Origin of the sequence: Fulvimarina manganoxydans (genome assembly GCF_900176465.1) — a bacterium.
Taxonomy (GTDB): domain Bacteria; phylum Pseudomonadota; class Alphaproteobacteria; order Rhizobiales; family Rhizobiaceae; genus Fulvimarina; species Fulvimarina manganoxydans.
This window is the reverse complement of the sequence record NZ_FWXR01000014.1, coordinates 81,412-99,260: the sequence shown is the minus strand read 5'-3', so window position 1 is coordinate 99,260 and position 17,849 is coordinate 81,412. Positions and strand designations below refer to the sequence as shown.

The following is a 17,849-nucleotide window of genomic DNA, read 5'->3' as shown; positions in this document are numbered from 1 at the left end:
TCAATCGCAGGCCAGCGAGGCAATGCATGCAATGCATGCAATGCTTGCAGTGCTGTCGATCTCGTTGCTATAGTGGCGGCATGGCGACCTTGACGATCAGAAACGTGCCCGACCACGAACGCGAAGCCCTGCGCGTGCGGGCGGCCAAGAACGGCCGGTCCATGGAGGCCGAGCTCCGCGCGATCTTGCGGGATGCGATTACACCGTCCGCGAAGAAAGAGGTGGATCTGGCGACGTCGATCCGCAGGATCGTGGAACCCATCGGCGGGATCGATCTGCCCGAAATTGCGCGCGGCCCTGCACGCGAGCCGCCGGACTTTTCATGATTCTTCTCGACACCAACGTGATTTCGGAACTCGTTCGCCCGGCCTGTTCGCAGCAGGTCTTCGATTGGGTCGCTTCGCAGCCCCGGTCGTCTCTCGTGACGGGAACGATCGTTCAAGCCGAAATCCAGGCCGGGCTGGCCATCATGCCAGCAGGGTCACGCAGGCGCATCCTGTCGGCCGCTCTCGCCGACGTGTTCGGTCAGTTCCAGGCCATTCTGCCCTTCACCGCAGATGCTGCCAACCATTATGCGGAAATCGTTATGATGCGCCGGATGGTGGGTCGGCCGCTCGAGGGGTTCGACGGCCTCATCGCCGCCACGGCACGCTCCCTGGACGCCACGATCGCCACGCGCAATGTCGCCGATTTCACCGGATGCGGCGTCGAACTGGTCGATCCCTGGAACGCATGACGCCTCTTTGCGTCGCAACGCTTTCATCGCGCTCCACAACACTTTATATACATGGGTGTTCATGAGAGCGATGACTCGCTCTTAAGGCCCTCGAACGGGCCTCCCGCATGCAAGGAAGCCAATGTCCGCTGCCAACGATCTCTCCGCCGGCCTCCCCGCCGAATATGGTGCCGATTCCATCAAGGTCCTGAAGGGGCTCGACGCCGTCCGCAAGCGTCCCGGCATGTATATCGGCGACACCGACGACGGGTCGGGCCTGCATCACATGGTCTATGAGGTCGTCGACAATGCGATCGACGAAGCGCTGGCCGGCCACGCGACCCTGGTGACGGTGACGCTGAATGCCGACGGCTCCTGCACGGTCACTGACAATGGGCGCGGCATTCCGACCGATATTCACACGGGCGAGGGCGTGTCGGCCGCCGAGGTCATCATGACCCAGCTCCATGCCGGCGGAAAATTCGATCAGAACTCCTACAAGGTCTCCGGCGGCCTCCACGGTGTCGGCGTGTCCGTGGTGAACGCTCTTTCGACCTGGCTGAAGATGCGCATCAAGCGCAAGGGCCAGATCCACGAGATGAGCTTTACCCATGGCGTACCCGACGCCCCGCTCGCGGCGACGGGGGATGCCGGCGGCGAGACCGGGACGGCGATCACCTTCATGCCCTCCTTCGAGACCTTTCAGGGCGTGACGAGCTTCGACTACGCAACGCTGGAGCACCGGCTGCGCGAACTCGCCTTCCTGAACTCCGGCGTCCGCATCACGCTTACCGACAAGCGGCCGGCCGACGAGAAGCGGATCGAATTGTTCTATGAGGGCGGCCTCGAAGCCTTCGTGCGTTATGTGGACCGCGCCAAGAAGCCGCTGCTTTCGGCGCCGATCTCGCTGAAGGGCGAGAAGGATGGCATCACCGTCGAGGCGGCGCTGTGGTGGAACGATTCCTATAACGAAAACGTCCTCTGTTTCACCAACAACATTCCCCAACGCGACGGCGGCACCCATCTTGCCGGCTTTCGCGGCGCCCTGACCCGGCAGGTGACGGGCTATGCGGACGCTTCCGGCCTGTTGAAGAAGGAAAAGGTCCAGCCGACCGGCGACGACTGTCGCGAGGGCCTGTCCTGCATCCTGTCGGTGAAGGTGCCGGACCCCAAATTCTCCTCCCAGACCAAGGACAAGCTCGTCTCGTCCGAGGTGCGTCCGGTGGTGGAAAATCTCGTCAACGAGACGCTCTCGACCTGGTTCGAGGAGAACCCCCAGGAAGCCAAGATCGTCATCACCAAGGTGGTCGAGGCGGCTGCCGCCCGCGAGGCGGCGCGCAAGGCGCGCGAGCTGACCCGGCGCAAGGGCGCGCTCGACATCACCTCGCTGCCCGGCAAGCTCGCCGACTGTCAGGAGCGCGACCCCGCCAAGTCCGAGATCTTCATCGTCGAGGGTGACTCGGCCGGTGGCTCGGCCAAGGGCGGGCGCTCGCGCCAGAACCAGGCGATCCTTCCCCTGCGCGGCAAGATCCTCAATGTGGAGCGCGCCCGTTTCGATCGCATGCTCGGCTCGGACCAGATTGGCACCTTGATCACCGCCCTCGGCACCTCGATCGGCAAGGACGAGTTCAATGCCGACAAGCTGCGCTATCACAAGATCATCATCATGACGGACGCCGATGTGGACGGCGCCCATATCCGCACCCTGCTTCTGACCTTCTTCTTCCGCCAGATGCCGGAGCTGATCGAGCGCGGCCATATCTTCATCGCCCAGCCGCCGCTCTACAAAGTGACGCGCGGCAAGCAGAGCCAATATCTGAAGGACGAGCGCGCGCTTGAGAACTATCTGATCGAAGGCGGCCTCGACGACGCGGCCCTCGAAATGCCGGGCGGCGAAATCCGCACCGGGCGCGATCTGCGCGCCGTGGTCGACGATGCCCTGGCGGTGCGCCAGATCCTGTCCGGGCTTCATTCGCGCTACGATCGCTCGGTCGTCGAGCAGGCGGCGATCATGGGCGCGCTGTCGCCCGACGTCGCCGATCACCCCCAGGACGGGCCAGCGACGGCGGCCCGCATTGCCGAGCGGCTCGACTTGATTGCGGAAGAAACCGAAAAGGGCTGGGAAGGCGAAGCCATCGACGGCGGCTATCGCTTCCGCCGGACGGTGCGCGGCGTGACCGAGGTGCAGACGCTCGATGCCGCGCTCCTGCATTCGGGCGATGCCCATGCCCTGATGCGCCAGGCCGAGCGGCTGAACGACATTTATGGCGCCGGCGTGCCGGTCCTGCGGCGCAAGGATACCGAGCGCCTGATCGCGGGGCCGCTGCAACTTCTCCTCACCGTCTTCGAAGTCGGCCGCAAGGGAATCTCGACCCAGCGCTATAAGGGTCTCGGCGAGATGAATTCCGACCAGCTCTGGGAGACGACCCTCGACCCCAATGCCCGCACGCTGGTGCGGGTGAAGGTGTCGGACGCCACCGACGCCGACAACCTCTTCGCCCGGCTGATGGGCGACGAGGTCGAGCCCCGGCGCGAATTCATCCAGGACAACGCCCTTTCGGTCGCCAATCTCGATATTTGACGCGGAGGGCGGGGCGAGTTCGTCCAAAGCGGATCGCGCTCCGGCCTGAAGCGTTTCTCGAAGGCAGAAGCGGATGTTCGACAAGGCGCGACTGATCGAGGCCCTCGAACGGCTTGGCAACGATCTTCTCGCCAGAGGACTCTTTATCGAGCTCGCTGTCTATCGCGGAAGCGCGATTGTTCTGCAGTTCGACTGGGGGCGATCCACCGAATATGTCGACGCTGTCGTGAGAGAGGGTTACGACGAGCATGCGCTTGGCGCTTCGGTGGCGGTGGTCGCGCGTCAGATGGGGCTCGAAGGCGACTGGTTGAACAATGCTGTCGGCATGTACACGCCGCTTGGCGAGAACGACGATCTCTTCGACGTCATGGGCAATTATCCCATGACTGGGACTCCCGGCCTTCGGGTGCTGACGGCCAAGCCCCAATATCTGTTGGCGATGAAGCTGCAGGCGTTGCGCAACATCGACCGAGGCGACAAGGACTTGGGTGATGCTCGGCGCTGGCTTCTCATCTCGCCATCGACAACGAGGGCGAACTTCGAGCCCTATACGTCTCGATTCATGACGAAGAGCCCCATTGGGAGGCCTTATCGCGTTTTCGCTCCGTTCTCGTGAAAGGAGCTTGAGGCGGATGCGCTCGCGAAGCCTCGTCGCGGTTGCCGAGAGGAGCATGGAGGGGGGGGACTGGAACGACCACATCCGCGAATTTCTCGATGCATTCTATGGCGCGGATGGAGACATCGAGCGCCAATCCGCGATGATCGCCGATGAGCCGAGATATCTCGGCCATCCGCAGGCCGATGCCTTCATTGGCGGCGTCGGCGAACATCTTGCGAGGCGCTGGGCGCTCGATATGCCCGGCTGGGTTCGCGACGACAGGCGGTATCTCGACATGCCGATGTTCGTTCCGAACGATCCCTCGTTAAAACCTTATCTGATCGTCGTGAGCCCTCCGGCCTTCCGGACGCGGCTCATCTTCACCGGTCCCGATCCGCTCCAGCGCGCCCGATTTCCCTATCACAGAGGCGTCGTCGCATTTCCTGCGGAATCGGAGGGATATCGCCAGTTGAGGTCGAGGCAGTTCGAGGAGCCCGGCTAAGTCTGGCCACGAAGGACCGCCGTCTCTCCCGGTGTCGAAAGCTCAGGCGAGCCCCCGACGCTTCGTCATCCCCATGCTCGAAGGGCGCGGGACGGATGTAGTCCACGCTCGTGCGGTGCTCTGATCGCGGAAGGGCATCATGACAGGCCGCGAAACCGAGCGGATTGAAAGGCGCTGAGGCATGGAATCCCGGCTCAGACTGGCCGAGGATGACGAACGTCGTCAGCGCTTCATCGACCAAAGCGAGCACGTTGGCCTAAATCGACCGATCGCTCGAATCTTCAAACCGATGGACAATCCCGGCGGAAGCGTTCGATTGCTTTTTGAGAGCCTTTGAGCGGCACTTCGTAGCGGTCATTGGGGGTGATGACCGTCGCTCGAAGGCCAGCGGCGAGAGCGTCGAGCAGCGGGTTCAGCGTCTCGGCCTTCGGCTCGATCTCGAAGCTGTAGTTTTCTCCAAGCTCCGAGGGGTACACGATGCCTTCGAGCGGGAAGACGCGCCCGGCTATGGATATGGTCAATGGGTGGACCGATCCTTCGATATAGCGCCCGGTTGTGCCGTCGAGCCTGAGATGGAGCCGGCCGGTCGATCGGTTGCACCGTAGGAACAGGCCCGAATAGTCGAATTCGTAGGTTGGACCGGTGCGCACCTCGCCATCCGCCTCGCTGGCGTTCCAGGTCTGGGATTGGGCCGGCGTCAGACTGAAGACCATCATGAGACCGGCCGCCAATGCGACCTTGAATGGGTCCGGGCCTATGGGCATCCTTGTCCTCAAAGCTTCCGTGGGACGGCTTGGACCAGTCGGCCCGCCTCTGCCTCTCGTCCATGCCATAGCCGGGCTACCGAGCCCAGAGGCTTCTCGTCCGGGTACGCCTTCCGGTTGGCTGAAGTCTTTACTCGGCTGCTTGGATGGAGCGATCCTTGCGCAGACTGCGGACCCGGCCAGCCAATGTTCGCGGGTCGGTATCCTCGTCGGCGCGGGCGAGGATCGTCTCGATGGGCGAATTCGGCCCTTCTTGGCGCGCGGTGACGTCGATGACGCGGGCGGCAATTTCCGCGACCTCCTCGCGCAGCTGCGCGGGGTCATGGATCGCCAAAAGATCAGTTTCCGTCTTTTCTCTGTCGATTGATGTCGTTTCCTCGCTTTCGGGACGCAGGGCAGCCGGATCCTGTCCCCGTTCGGCCGCAGGTTCGCGGCTTGCCTCTTCGAGGATTTGATAGCCGCTTCGCACGCCTCGGCGAGGCATGTCTCGACTTTTGTGGGCCGCATCTTCGGGGCTTGCCGCTGGCAGGGATGCGCGATCGGTCCCGCGCGCATCGTTCGTGCTCCGTCCGTTCGCTGCGCTCTCGTCCCGGCTTCGTGTCGCGCTGCGCGTGGGGCGCGCGCCATTGTCGTTGCCTCGTTGCGCGAACATGCGCTCGAGCTGTTCGTCGCGATCGGAGAGCTGCGTGGTCAGCCGTGCCACTTTCGCGTCCAAGCGGCGATTGGCCTGACGCTCCTTATCGAGTTGGGCCGACGTGGCTTCGAGCTCGCTGGTCAGCCGATCGATCGTGTGGTTGGCTTCGCGCGCACGCCGCTCGTTCTGGCGCAGATCGTCGAGAAGGCCCTCATTGCGGGTCTCCAACGCGACCAAAGTGATCTTTCGCTCTTCCGCGATGTCGGAGAGTTCGTTGAAGCGCGCGCCGAGCGTTTCCAGCTCCTCGATCTTCTGGATCAGATCGTGATGGGCATCGCGCAATTCGCGATCGATCTCGTCCGCCTCGTTCTCGCGCTTCGACAAGGTGGTATTGAGATCTTCGAGCTCGGCCATCTGCTGGGCGATCTGCGCGCTCAGCGCCTGAGTTCGAGCCTTTAGCTCGGCATTTTCGCTGGCGACCCGGCCGGCATCGGCGCGCTCCAAAGCGGCGCGGCGTTCGCGCTCTTCGGCGGCCACTTCGCGCTTGCGCGCGTCGAAGGCGAGGCGCGCGCGAAGATGGTCATAAGTGCCCCGGATCTCACGCGCATTGGCCGGGATGGTCGCTTCGAATTCCTGGCGCGCAATGTGCTGCGCCCGCCTCCAGACGAGCGGTGCGAGCAGAAGCGCCAGAAGCAAAGCGACGAGAAACCCGAAGGCGAAGACGAGGGCGGCGGTGATCATGGGCGAGACGGCAACTTTCGTTCTGCCACCATAACATAATCCGGCGGACGCGACTTTTCTCGCCTATCGATGCGGTTTCGTCGAAATTCTTCCGGCAGGTGTTGCGATCGTGTTCGGCGAAGGGGAATTCCCTTCGGTCAGAAAGGGTTCCAGGTCGGCATCGGCGTCAGCTTCAAATAGCCGATATTTACGCCTAGCCGCGCTCCGACGCCGGTCTTGATCGGCAGGATCATCACCTGGTCGCGCTTCAGCGCCGTCATGCCGAGACCGCCTACCAAATAGGCCGTGCCGGTGACGCCGCCAAAGCGGCCATAGATCGCCTGGACCGAGGGCAGGTCGTAGACGAGCATCATGGTCCGGGCCCCGTCGCCGCCGAAGTCGAGACCGACCGATGGGCCCTGCCAGAAGACCCGGTGATTGCCCGCATTTTTAGTGAAGAGCGTGCCTTCGCCGAAGCGCAAGCCGCCGACAAAGGCGCCCGAAGCCTCCTCGCCGAGAATGTAGCCATTGGGCAGGCCGTAATCCTCGATCGCGCGCTGGACGAGCTGGGCAAGTCCGCCGGCTGTCGAGCCGAAGAAGCGATGGCCGGTCGTGATGACCTCGTCCATCGTATAGCCGGACTGAGGCGCAGGCGTTTGGGCCCGGCTTGCCCCGATCGCGCCGAGCGCGAGGCAACAGGCGAGCCAGAAAGTGGCAAAGGCGTTGAACGATCGTGTCATGGCGCAAAGGCTCCCATGGATCTCGTATCTCGCGCCTGCTTCGATATTCGGCAGGCGCAAAGGCCGTCGACCGCGGCCGGCAGGGCCCCTAGTCTGGCGGTTCAGGGTTACCGAAACGCTAAGATGTCGATTGGATCTGAGCTCTTCGCTCTGCCGGTCACAGCCGTCGGAGGTCGGATCATCAGCCCCGCGCAAGGCTGAGGATTCACACCGCTTGACGGTCTGCCCGTTCCAAGGGCCGGTTCCCGTCGAGGCCTCGCCATTGTGAAGGGTTGGCCCGGCGGACCGGTCGGCGTAAGGGCCGAGGACCACTCAAAGACGAAGGAAGCCCGCATGACGTCCTTGCCCGATCTCTCGCCAGCCGATCTCGCGGCGCTTCTGGCCAGCAAGCTCTGCCACGACATCATCTCGCCGGTCTTCGGCATCCAGAGCGGTCTGGAGCTTCTCGACGACATGCCGAACGATGCCGAGTCGATGGAGCTCGTTCGCGGTTCGCTTAAATCAGCGGTCGCCAAGCTGCAATTCGCGCGCATGGCCTATGGCGCCTCTGGCTCGAAGACGGCGACGGTGGATCTCAACGACGCCAAGGGCGTGGCCGAAGGCTATATGGCCCATGAAAAGCCGACCCTGACCTGGGAGGGCGAGGGCGGCTATGCGGCCAAGAACTTCGCCAAGGCCGTGCTCAATCTCGTCGTCTTGGCCTCCCACTCGATCAGCCGCGGCGGCGAGGTGACAGTGTCGATCGAAGAGATCGATCCCGGCAAGGCGACCGTCACCGCCAAGGGCGAGCGGATCCGGCTCCAGCCGCGCGCGGTGGCCCTGCTCGACGGCGTCGACGACGGCGAGGCGATGGATGCACAGACCATCCAGCCCTATTACACGCTGTTTCTTGCCCGCGAGGCCGGGTTGAGCGTCAGCTACGAGAAGGGCGAGGGATCGGTCGTCTTCAAGATCGGGTAATACCAGCGGACATATGAGAGCACCGCTTTCGAATGTTCGCTGGGAGGCCGAGCGGCGTCTGAGCCCTTCGCTGGACGTGGATTGACCCGAGGGGTCGATTCATTCGTCCGGCGATATAAGGCCGATAATCGGCCGGACGCAAACCTTTTGGCAAGCCGTCCCGTGACATGATCGGTCTTCGGAGCTCGGCCGGAGCGGCGCTCCGATGCGCGATGGAGCGGAGGAGACGCCGATGCCGACCTGCCTGTGTTTCGACGAGATGCCGATCGTGCGGAAAGTGGCTCCGCGCATTCTCGCAAAGCTTGGCGTCGAGACCGACTGTTTCGAGACCTTGTCCGAAGCGGAAGCCGCGCATCGGGAAAAGGGTGGCGCCGACCTCATCATCCTGTCGGCGACCGGCGGCAATCAGGCCGTCTTCGACTTCGTGCGCACGATTCGCTTGAGCGATGCGGGGCGCGAAGCGGTGATCCTCGTCTCGCTGGTCGAACGCAATATCGGCATGCAGATGAAGGTGCGACGCTCCGGCGCGAACGGCGTCCTGATGAAGCCGTTCGATGCCGACGGCTTTCGCGAGACGATCAGCCTGTTCATGAAGTCGCGGGTCGAAGAGGCGGCCTGACACCGAAGCTCGATGAGGCCGACTCATCGAGTTTTGGTCAAGCCCGCGTGGCGCTCGAACGGCTCAAGATGCGGATGGGTCACCATCCCTGCATCTTGGTACGAAAAGGCATCCGGCAGATCAGGCCGGTGCCGTATCAAAGCCCGCGCGGTGCTTGAGCGTGTTGAAATCCGTCATCGCGACGCGATCAAACGGATTTCGGATGACGCCGCCTCCCGAAGCGATCAGTTGCGATTGAGAAGAGCGAGGAGGCTGGATGTGTCCCAGCGCTTGCCGCCCATCGCCTCCACATCCGCATAGAATTGATCGACCAGGGCCGTCACCGGGAGCTTGGCGCCATTGCGGCGGGCTTCGGCAAGGCAGATGCCGAGATCCTTGCGCATCCATTCGACCGCGAAGCCGTGGTCATAATGGCCCTCATTCATGGTCTTATGGCGGTTTTCCATCTGCCAGGAGCCAGCGGCGCCCTTGGAAATAACCGAGACAACCTTCTCGATGTCGAGACCGGATTTCTGGCCGAAGGCGATCGCCTCCGACAGGCCCTGGACAAGGCCCGCGATGCAGATCTGGTTCATCATCTTGGTCAACTGACCGGACCCGGCCGGGCCCATCAGCCCGACCATCTTGGCATAGGCCTCGATGACCGGCTTGGCGGTCTCGAAATCGGCCTCCTCGCCGCCACACATGACGGTCAGCGCGCCATTTTCGGCGCCGGCTTGGCCGCCGGAAACGGGTGCGTCGATAAATTTGACGCCCTTTTCGCGGGCTGCCGCATCGAGCTCGCGGGCGAGCTCGGCCGAGGCTGTGGTGTTGTCGACGAGCGTCGCGCCGGTCTCGAGCCCTGCGAGAACCCCATCCTCACCATAGACGACCGAGCGGACATCGTCATCATTGCCGACGCACATGAAGACGAAGTCGCAACCTGTTGCCGCCTCGCGCGGCGTATCGGCCTTGGCCCCGCCATGTTCGCTGGCCCACTTCTCGGCCTTGGCGCCGGTGCGGTTCCAGACCGTCACGTCATGGCCGCCCTTGGCCTTCAAATGGCCTGCCATGGGGTAGCCCATGACCCCCAATCCGATGAATGCAACCTTCGCCAACGTCTTCCTCCCTCTCTCGCGCAACGGCGCACGTTCCGTCTCAACGAGATCGTGGCCGACAGTGTCTGCGGACCAACGAATTAGACCTGTGAGCGGAAGGGTCAAATGGCCGCGACAAGGAGCACGGGGCGGGAAGGCCTGCGGCCGGGGCGCCGCGCGGGCATTCGCTCGCCTATCGCCGAGCCGACAGGACGCGCTCCTCGGACGAAGGAGGCGCCCTGTCGGACCCGCTTTTCGATCACTCGTCCTGGGGCAGAGCGTAGACGACGACCTGATCGCCCACCTGATCCTTCAGGATGGTGTTGCCGCCTGCGGTGAAGGCCACATATTGGCGCCCGTCATGCTCGAAGACCGCCGGGTTGGAGACGGCCGGTGCTTCAACGATGTCGGACCAGAGCTCTTCGCCGGTCTCCAGCGAATAGGCGCGCACTTTCGCATCCATCGAAGCGCCGATGAAGATGACGCCGCCGGCGGTGACCGCCGGGCCGCCGATCGTCGGCGAGCCGAGAGATTCCGGCATATAGAAGCCGTATTTCTGCGATGAGCCGATGGGATGGCGCCATTTGATGTCGCCAGTTTTCATGTCGATGGCGACCAGCTCGCCATAAGGCGGCTCCCAGCAGGGCATGCCGAGCCAGTTGAGCGCGACCTTCAGGCTCATGCCAAAGGGGGCGCCTTCCTGCGGATAGAAACCGCTCTCATTGCCTGAGCCGCCGGCAATCTCGTTATAGGTCTTGCGATCGTAGAGCTGGATATATTGCAGAATATGCGAGGTGTTGACGACCGCCGTCTCCGTGGTCGGATCGTAGGCGACGCCGCCCCACTGGACACCGCCCGAGGAGTCCGGGAAGGCCGCGACGCCGTTTCCTTCGGTGATCGGCGGCGAATACATCCCCTCGTAATGCAGGGAATCGATGAGCCGAGAGCAGGCGCCGAAGCTCGCGAGATCCGCGAGCCACCAGGCCTTGGGCTTTTCGGCCTGGTCGAGGAGCGGTTCGGGCTTGGTCGGGAAGGGCTGTGTCGGCGCATAGACCTCGCCCTCCACATGGCCTGACGGGACGGGCCGCTCCTCGATCGGCCAGACATCCTCGCCGGTTTCGCGATTGACCACGAAGAGGAAGCCCATCTTCGTCGCCTGCATCAGGGCCGGGATCGTCTTGCCATCGACGGTGATGTCCATCAGCGTCGGGGCGGAATTGATGTCGTAATCCCAGATGTCGTGATGAACCCATTGGCGCGACCAGACGACCTCGCCCGTCTCGATATCGACGGCGGTGGTGGAGGTCGCAAGCGGGATCTCCTCGGTGCGGTTGCCGCCCCAATAGTTCGGCGACGGCGAAGAGACCGGCAGATAGACGAGGCCGAGCCCCTCATCGACGCTCATGGCCGTCCAGACATTCGCCGTGCCCGTGCGCTCGCGAATGGCCTCGGGGATGAAGTCGAGCGTCCATTCGAGCTCGCCGGTGCGGGCATTGACGGAAAAGACCGTGCCGGGAGGGGCTTCCTCATAGGCCCAATCCATGCCGGCCCAGCCGATGATGACGTGATCGCCGGTGATCGTCGGCGGCTGGAGAAGCGACAGCGGCCAACGGGCATTGGTCGTGTTCCACTGATTGACGTCGAGGACGCCATTATCGGCGAAATTTTCGCAAGGCTTGCCGGTATCGGCGTCGATGGCAAAGAGCCGCGCATCCATCGTGCCGAGATAGACGATCTTCTGGCAGGCCTCGCCCTCTTGCGGATTCTCGGCCTCCCAATAGGCGACGCCCCGGTTCTTCAGGGCCGGCTGGGTGAGGGCCTTCAGGGTCGACTGGCTGTCGAAGGTCCATTTCTCTTCGCCGGTCGCCGGATCGAGCGCGATCACCCGGTAGAAGGGCGTGCCGATATAGAGCGTGTCATTGGCGTAGATCGGGGTAGCGGACCAGACCGTGGTCGGCAGATCGCCCGATCCGTCCGAGACGTCGCCGGTGTGATACTCCCAGACCTTCTCGATTTCGCCGACATTGTCCGCCGTGATCTGGTCGAGCGGCGAATATTTCTGGGCGTTCAGCTGACCGTGGAAGCCATCCCAGGTGGACTCGGCTGGAACGAGCGGAATGTCGCGGCGCTCGCGCGGGGCGGGAGCTTGGCCGGAATTGTTGGCTGCGGCGGTGCTGGACGCGCTCGAGTCGGAGCCATCGGCGCCGTTCGCTTCAGATCCGTTCGATGTCGCCTGAGGCTCGCTCGCCGCCTCGGTGGTCGTCGTCTCGCCGGCTGTTCCGGCATTTCCACCGGAATTGAGAGCGCCGCCCGTGGTGGCATCGCCGCCGCCGGGCGAAGCGCCGAGCTGCTGGCCGGTGGCCTCGCTATCAGTCTCTTGGGCCTTGGCGGCGGGGAGGGCGGTCAGGGTCAGAACGCTCACGCCAGCGGCAAGAGCGATGGCGGAAGGAAGACGGAATTTCAACATGATGGGTCTCATCGGCTCGCGGCGGCGGTGGCGTAGGGGGGGCGGGCTAGGGCCATGACGAGGCCGACGAGGACGACCACCATCGCCGCCATCAGAAAGAAGGCATGGAGGAACCAGGCGGCGGCCAGTGTGCCGAGCGCCCCGAGAAAGCCGAGCGTCAGCCAGACGCCGCGAGAGCCCGGCGTCACCGCGCCGAGCAGCATCACGCCGTCGAGAATGAGAAGGGCGGAGGAGACAATCACCAGGATGGCGCCGAAGGAGCCGGTGATGCCGGTCAGCGGCGTGATATAGAGATAGGCTGCGATGATGAGGCCGATAATGGCGCCGAAGATGACGACAAGCGCCCCTTCGGTCGTGCCTGACGACGCATGTCTCGACATGATGGACAATCCTTTCAGGCTGTCGACGCGCCGGCCCAAGCCCCGCAACGGGGACAATGGTGGCTGCGGTCTAACGTTTGCGCGAGGGGAACTAGACGGCGAGTGCGGTGCGTCAAAGCTGCGCGGGGCCGCAATCGGGTTTCGGCCAAATATTTTTTCCGGGCAGAAGGTGAACGCATCTCGACCTGCGGCCATCGGTCCGCCCGTCGCGAATTGCCTCCCGCATCGTTGCGCGCCATTTTTCTTGACGGGCACCGGTGGAAACAATTGGGAGGCGAACGCTTCAATGCTGGTCGATCTCATCCTTACGGTCTGCATGGCCACGAACCCGTCGGATTGTCACGAAGAGCGCTTGAGCTTCGAGGCACGCTCGTCTCTGGCGCAATGCATGATGCTGTCCAGCCCCTATGTGGCGGCCTGGGCCGGTGACCATCCGCAATGGACCGTGAAGAAATGGACCTGCGCCTGGCCGGATGCCCGCAAGAGCAAGGCTTGAGCGAAGGATAAGCTTCGGGCGCCGCTGCGACGTCTTGTCGTCACCTGATGGGTGGAGTGAACGGACCGCGAACATTATAAAGAGGTCATGGGCCGACTCACAATTCAGGACAAACTCGCCATCCTCTCGGATGCGGCGAAATACGACGCATCCTGCGCTTCCAGCGGGGCGCCGCGTCGCGACTCGGCCAAGAGCAAGGGGATCGGTTCGACCGAGGGCTCCGGGATCTGCCACGCTTATGCACCCGACGGCCGATGCATTTCGCTGCTCAAGATCCTGATGACGAATTTCTGCATTTATGACTGCGCTTATTGCGTGAACCGCTCCTCGTCCAACGTGCAGCGGGCGCGCTTTTCCGTGCAGGAGGTCGTCGACCTCACCATGGCCTTCTATCGGCGCAACTATATCGAAGGTCTGTTCCTCTCCTCCGGGATCATCCAAAGCTCCGACTACACGATGGAGGAGATGGTCCGGATCGCCCGCAAGCTTCGGCTGGAAGAGAATTTCTCCGGCTATATCCATCTGAAGGCGATCCCGGACGCTGCGCCCAAGCTCGTCGAGGAGGCCGGCCTGTTCGCTGATCGTCTGTCGGTGAATATCGAGATGCCGACCGATATCACGCTTAGCCAATTTGCGCCGGAAAAGGACCCGCGCGACATTCGCCGCTCCATGGGCCATCTTCGCGCGAAGATCGAGGAGCACAAGGGCGAGAAGCGGGACCGCAAGAAGCCGGCGCGCTTCTCGGCGAGCGGACAATCGACCCAGATGATCGTCGGCGCGGACGGCTCCAACGACGAGGCGATCCTCGGCCGTTCGGAAAATCTCTACGGGAATTATCGGCTGTCTCGCGTCTATTATTCGGCCTTTTCTCCGATCCCCGACGCCTCATCGAAACTGCCGCTCCTCAAGCCACCCTTAATGCGGGAGCATCGGCTCTATCAGGCCGACTGGCTGATGCGCTTTTACGGCTTTTCGCGCGGCGAGATCGTCGAGGGCGGGGAGGGCGGTATGCTCGATCTCGCCATCGATCCGAAGCTTGCCTGGGCGTTGAAGAATAGGAGTCGGTTTCCGGTCGACGTCAATCGTGCGGACCGGGAGATGCTGCTGCGTGTGCCGGGCCTTGGGGCGCGGGCCGTCAAACGCATTTTGACGACGCGCCGTCACCGCACCTTGCGGCTCGACGACGTCGCCAAGCTCTGCCAGTCGATCGACAAGGTCCGGCCCTTCATCACGACGCTCGACTATTCGCCGGGCGGGCTGACGGATCGCGAAGGTCTACGCGAGAGCTTCGTGCCGAAAGCTAAACGTGAGGCCCGGCAGCTGGACTTGTTCTGACCGGGACGACCGCCGACGCTGGTCCGCCATCAATCAAAGGCTATTTCGACCGCTTATACCTCTTGGATCAGGAGAGCGGGTGATGGAGTCTTCAAGCGTAAGCGAGACCGACCGCAAGCATCTGGCGCGCTGCGTCGAACTGGCGGAGCAGGCGGTCGAGACCGGCAACCGGCCTTTCGGCTCGGTTCTCGTATCAGGCGATGGGCGGGTGCTTCAGGAAGACTATAACCGCACTGGCTCCGGCGACCCGACTCGCCATCCCGAATTCGCGCTTGCCCGATGGGCCGCGGAGAATCTCGCGCCGGAAGAGCGTTTTTCGGCGACGCTCTATACCTCCGGCGAACATTGCCCCATGTGCGCGACAGCCCATGCATGGGTCGGTCTTGGGCGCATCGTCTTTGCCACCTCGACGGAAGACCTCGTCGTCTGGCTCGACGAATTCGGCGCCAAGCCCTTGCCCTACAAGCCGATCGGCACGCGCGAACTTCTACCCGGTCATCCGATCGCGGGGCCGGACGACACCTTTCGCGAGGCGGTGAAGGCGCTGCATGGGCGGGTGCATGGTGGGTAACGGACGCAGCTTAATCAGGCCGCGTCCTGCTTCGGAAGCGGCTTGATCGCTTCCAAATCCTTGCTGAGCTTCTTTTCGGCGGTTTCCAAATCGTAGTGTGTCTGAAAATTCATCCAGAATTCCGGCACCGTTCCGAAGAGGCGGGCAAGGCGCAACGCCACGTCCACCGTCAACGGAGTCTCCTCGTCGACAAGCTGTCGCATGGTGTCCCAAGGGTCTACGATCGACGCGTGGTGAGCGGCATCGTCTACGTGATCCGCAACGGATTGCAGTGGAAGGACGCACCGTGAGGTTACGGCCCTCACAAGACGCTCACCAACCGCTTTATCCGCTGGAGCCGGCTGGGTGTCTTCGACCGCATCTTCGCCGGGCTTGCCGGTGAAGGGCCGGAACCTGAGCGCATCATGATCGACGACACCCATCTGAAGGCCCACCGCACGGCGGCGAGCCTGCTTAAAAAGGGGATGTTCCCCGTCGTATTGGGCGCACCAAGGGTGGATTGAACTCGAAGCTCCATACCGTCTGCGACGGCGAAGGGCGACCGCTCATCCTGCTCCTGTCAGAAGGCCAGAGCGAACTTCAAACTGGAGTAGGTCGAGGGGGCAATGTCACTCCTCATCCCGATCTCAGGATCACAATTGGAAAATTCCAGCTCAAAACGGTCCGAATTCAGGGAAGCACGTCATCATGTATGGGACAGCAAACAAAAGGCCCGGCTTGTCAGCGTCGGTTTTTTTGTTCGACCCGGTGGTTCAATCAGATCCAGGCTGCCACGCCACGGCAACGAGAGGTCGGCATATCTGCCTCAGTCGATTTTGCCCGCGATCGGCAGCTGCTGCAGGCAGCCATAGTCGTCGATGAGGGCGCCGATTTCGGTGGCGGCGACGGGGCGGCTGAAGAGGTAGCCTTGGCCTTGATTGCAGCCGCGCTCTGAGATCTGGTCGAACTGCTCCTCCGTCTCGATGCCTTCGGCGGTGGTTCGAGCCCCGATCGTCTGGCTGAGATTGATGATCGCCGAGACGATGGCGCTGGTCTCGACGCTTGCGCTCATGCTCTGGATGAATTTCTTGTCGATCTTGATCTTGTCGAAGCGGAAGCGCTCCAGATAGCTCAAGGAGGAATAGCCCGTCCCGAAGTCGTCCATGGCGAGCTTGACGCCGAGATCGCGGATCGACGAGAGCGTGCGCATCAGGTCGTCCGACTGGTTGAGAAGCGTCGATTCGGTGAGTTCGAGCTCCAGCCTGCGCGGGGCGAGGCCACTCGAACTCAAGGCGTTGATGATCGTGGGAAGCAGCGAGGTTTCGCGGAACTGCAGCGGCGAGACATTGACCGCAACGGCGATCCCACACGGCCATTGGGCCGCCTGCGCGCAGGCCGTTCGAATCACCCAATTGCCCAATTGATCGATGACGTTGATCTCTTCGGCCAATGGAATGAATACATCCGGCGGCAACATGCCGAACGTCGGATGGAGCCAGCGCACCAAGGCTTCGAAGGCGACGATTTTGCGGGTCTTCATATCCACCAGCGGCTGGTAGAAGAGCTGCAGGTCGCCATTTGCGACGGCATGGCGCAGATCCTGCTCCATTTGCCTGCGCTGGTTCTGGGCCGTCAGCATGTCGGGCGTGAAGAGAACCGCCGTCTGCTTGGAGGCGCCCTTGGCCTGATACATGGCGAGATCGGCCGCCTTCACGAGGCTTTCGGCTTGGTTGGCGCAGTCGCTGGCACAGGCGATTCCGCAGGATGCGCCGATCTGGAGCTGATGCCCGGCGATCTCGAACGGGCGGCCGAGCGCCTCGATCACCTTGTCGGACATCGCCATCGTCATCTGCGGCTGATGGGCTGCCGTCGTGATAACGGCGAATTCGTCGCCGCCGAGGCGCGCCACGGACATTCCCTCGCCGATCGTCTCGCTGAGGCGGGCGCCGACAGCCGCGAGCAGCTGATCGCCCACTTCATGGCCGTAAGCGTCGTTGACCTGTTTGAAGAGATTGAGATCGATGAAGAGAAGAGCGGTCTCGGCCTCGCCACGCTTGGTGACTTCGAGCGTCTCGGCCAGGGCGTTGTTGAAGCCCTGCCGGTTGAGAAGGCCGGTCAGCGAATCATGAAAGGCGAGAAAGCGGAGTTGCTCTTCCGATTGTTGGCGCCGATTGCTCTCGTCGAGAAGCTGGGTCTCGTTCTTGAGAACCGTCACCTTGAGTTCGGCCGCCTGGCTTTCAGCGCTCTTTTTTTCCTGGTTCAGACGGTCGGCGAGAAGCTTTCGCTGCAGATTGCTCTGAATACGGGCCAGCGCGACGGCGAAATCGACGGGCTTCGTCACATAGTCGTTGGCGCCGAGGGTGATGCTCTCGACCACATCGTCGCTCAGGCCCTTCGCCGTCACCATGATGACCGGGAGCTCGATCTCCGAAAAGCGCTCGCGAATCCGGCGCAAAACCTCGTTGCCGTTGATGTCCGGCATCATGATGTCGAGAAGCACGAGATCGAAAGATTCGGCCGCGATCTTGTCCAGCGCGTCCTGGCCGCCGATGGCTTCCACCACCTCGAAACCGCGCCTGACGAGGCGGCGCATCAAAATCGCACGGTTATCGGCGACGTCGTCGACGACGAGAAGGCGCGGCTGGGCCTGTGGCGTCTCGCAGTCGTCGATGTCGATCTTCTGAACGCTTTGCATCTCTCTCTCGTCCGCTT

The 17,849-nt window shown here is 62.8% G+C and carries 18 protein-coding genes and 1 pseudogene; 11 read left to right on the top strand and 8 right to left on the bottom strand.

Annotated features, from left to right (window positions below; all coding sequences use genetic code 11):
• Window positions 1–80 precede the first annotated feature (80 nt).
• The 5 genes from B9A15_RS15000 to B9A15_RS14980 all read left to right on the top strand — a co-directional run bounded on the left by B9A15_RS15000 (window position 81) and on the right by B9A15_RS14980 (window position 4,396).
• Complete coding sequence (locus B9A15_RS15000) at window positions 81–326, top strand: FitA-like ribbon-helix-helix domain-containing protein (protein WP_084411178.1); 246 nt, start codon at window positions 81–83, stop codon at window positions 324–326.
• The gene (locus B9A15_RS14995) at window positions 323–736 is read left to right on the top strand and encodes a type II toxin-antitoxin system VapC family toxin (protein WP_084411176.1); all 414 of its coding nucleotides are present in this window, start codon (window positions 323–325) and stop codon (window positions 734–736) included. Before B9A15_RS15000 ends, B9A15_RS14995 begins: the two co-directional genes overlap by 4 nt.
• A 121-nt stretch (window positions 737–857) precedes the next feature.
• Window positions 858–3,296: a DNA topoisomerase (ATP-hydrolyzing) subunit B gene (gene gyrB, locus B9A15_RS14990; RefSeq protein WP_084411174.1), complete on the top strand. Its 2,439-nt coding sequence runs from the start codon at window positions 858–860 to the stop codon at window positions 3,294–3,296.
• Window positions 3,297–3,369: 73 nt separating this feature from the next.
• Complete coding sequence (locus B9A15_RS14985) at window positions 3,370–3,912, top strand: hypothetical protein (protein ID WP_244556970.1); 543 nt, start codon at window positions 3,370–3,372, stop codon at window positions 3,910–3,912.
• A 16-nt stretch (window positions 3,913–3,928) separates the two neighbouring features.
• Window positions 3,929–4,396: a hypothetical protein gene (locus tag B9A15_RS14980; RefSeq protein WP_084411173.1), complete on the top strand. Its 468-nt coding sequence runs from the start codon at window positions 3,929–3,931 to the stop codon at window positions 4,394–4,396.
• 281 nt (window positions 4,397–4,677) lie between these two features.
• Here B9A15_RS14980 and B9A15_RS14975 read toward each other — a convergent pair whose 3' ends face one another.
• The 3 genes from B9A15_RS14975 to B9A15_RS14965 all read right to left on the bottom strand — a co-directional run bounded on the left by B9A15_RS14975 (window position 4,678) and on the right by B9A15_RS14965 (window position 7,254).
• Window positions 4,678–5,160 (bottom strand): hypothetical protein, encoded by a 483-nt coding sequence (locus tag B9A15_RS14975; RefSeq protein ID WP_210190531.1) that lies wholly within the window; start codon window positions 5,158–5,160, stop codon window positions 4,678–4,680.
• A gap of 130 nt (window positions 5,161–5,290) precedes the next feature.
• On the bottom strand, window positions 5,291–6,535 hold the full coding sequence (locus tag B9A15_RS14970; protein ID WP_084411169.1) for a hypothetical protein: 1,245 nt from the start codon (window positions 6,533–6,535) through the stop codon (window positions 5,291–5,293).
• A 137-nt stretch (window positions 6,536–6,672) separates the two neighbouring features.
• A complete protein-coding gene (locus B9A15_RS14965) occupies window positions 6,673–7,254 on the bottom strand; it encodes a DUF1134 domain-containing protein (RefSeq protein WP_084411225.1) in 582 nt (193 codons plus the stop codon).
• Between the two features lie 333 nt (window positions 7,255–7,587).
• On the opposite strand from B9A15_RS14965, the gene B9A15_RS14960 reads away from it, so the two are divergent.
• Window positions 7,588–8,214, top strand: coding sequence for a histidine phosphotransferase family protein (locus B9A15_RS14960; RefSeq protein WP_084411168.1), 627 nt, complete (start codon window positions 7,588–7,590; stop codon window positions 8,212–8,214).
• Window positions 8,215–8,419: 205 nt separating this feature from the next.
• A complete protein-coding gene (locus B9A15_RS14955; RefSeq protein ID WP_084411167.1) occupies window positions 8,420–8,833 on the top strand; it encodes a response regulator in 414 nt (137 codons plus the stop codon).
• Window positions 8,834–9,057: 224 nt separating this feature from the next.
• On the opposite strand, the gene B9A15_RS14950 is transcribed toward B9A15_RS14955, so the two are convergent.
• From B9A15_RS14950 to B9A15_RS14940, 3 genes are all read right to left on the bottom strand, one after another.
• Window positions 9,058–9,930 carry an NAD(P)-dependent oxidoreductase gene (locus tag B9A15_RS14950; RefSeq protein ID WP_084411165.1) on the bottom strand — a complete coding sequence of 291 codons (873 nt, stop codon included), beginning with the start codon at window positions 9,928–9,930 and terminating at the stop codon, window positions 9,058–9,060.
• Window positions 9,931–10,168: 238 nt separating this feature from the next.
• Window positions 10,169–12,376 carry a pyrroloquinoline quinone-dependent dehydrogenase gene (locus B9A15_RS14945; RefSeq protein ID WP_084411163.1) on the bottom strand — a complete coding sequence of 736 codons (2,208 nt, stop codon included), beginning with the start codon at window positions 12,374–12,376 and terminating at the stop codon, window positions 10,169–10,171.
• A gap of 8 nt (window positions 12,377–12,384) precedes the next feature.
• Window positions 12,385–12,756: a hypothetical protein gene (locus B9A15_RS14940; protein WP_084411161.1), complete on the bottom strand. Its 372-nt coding sequence runs from the start codon at window positions 12,754–12,756 to the stop codon at window positions 12,385–12,387.
• A 286-nt stretch (window positions 12,757–13,042) separates the two neighbouring features.
• On the opposite strand from B9A15_RS14940, the gene B9A15_RS14935 reads away from it, so the two are divergent.
• The 3 genes from B9A15_RS14935 to B9A15_RS14925 all read left to right on the top strand — a co-directional run bounded on the left by B9A15_RS14935 (window position 13,043) and on the right by B9A15_RS14925 (window position 15,158).
• Entirely contained in the window at window positions 13,043–13,252 is a 210-nt protein-coding gene (locus B9A15_RS14935; RefSeq protein WP_084411159.1) for a hypothetical protein, read from the top strand.
• 87 nt (window positions 13,253–13,339) lie between these two features.
• Window positions 13,340–14,587, top strand: coding sequence for a putative DNA modification/repair radical SAM protein (locus B9A15_RS14930; RefSeq protein ID WP_084411157.1), 1,248 nt, complete (start codon window positions 13,340–13,342; stop codon window positions 14,585–14,587).
• Between the two features lie 82 nt (window positions 14,588–14,669).
• A complete protein-coding gene (locus tag B9A15_RS14925) occupies window positions 14,670–15,158 on the top strand; it encodes a nucleoside deaminase (RefSeq protein ID WP_084411155.1) in 489 nt (162 codons plus the stop codon).
• A 14-nt stretch (window positions 15,159–15,172) separates the two neighbouring features.
• Here the strand turns inward: B9A15_RS14925 and B9A15_RS22615 are convergent, their stop codons facing one another.
• Window positions 15,173–15,361, bottom strand: a complete 189-nt coding sequence (locus B9A15_RS22615; RefSeq protein WP_139798408.1) for a HigA family addiction module antitoxin — start codon at window positions 15,359–15,361, stop codon at window positions 15,173–15,175.
• On the opposite strand from B9A15_RS22615, the pseudogene B9A15_RS14920 reads away from it, so the two are divergent.
• Window positions 15,356–15,729 (top strand): annotated as a pseudogene (locus B9A15_RS14920) (IS5 family transposase); the annotation flags it as partial. The gene B9A15_RS22615 and the pseudogene B9A15_RS14920 overlap by 6 nt on opposite strands.
• Before the next feature lie 234 nt (window positions 15,730–15,963).
• On the opposite strand, the gene B9A15_RS14915 reads toward B9A15_RS14920, so the two are convergent.
• On the bottom strand, window positions 15,964–17,832 hold the full coding sequence (locus tag B9A15_RS14915; protein ID WP_084411153.1) for a putative bifunctional diguanylate cyclase/phosphodiesterase: 1,869 nt from the start codon (window positions 17,830–17,832) through the stop codon (window positions 15,964–15,966).
• Between the last annotated feature and the right edge of the window lie 17 nt (window positions 17,833–17,849).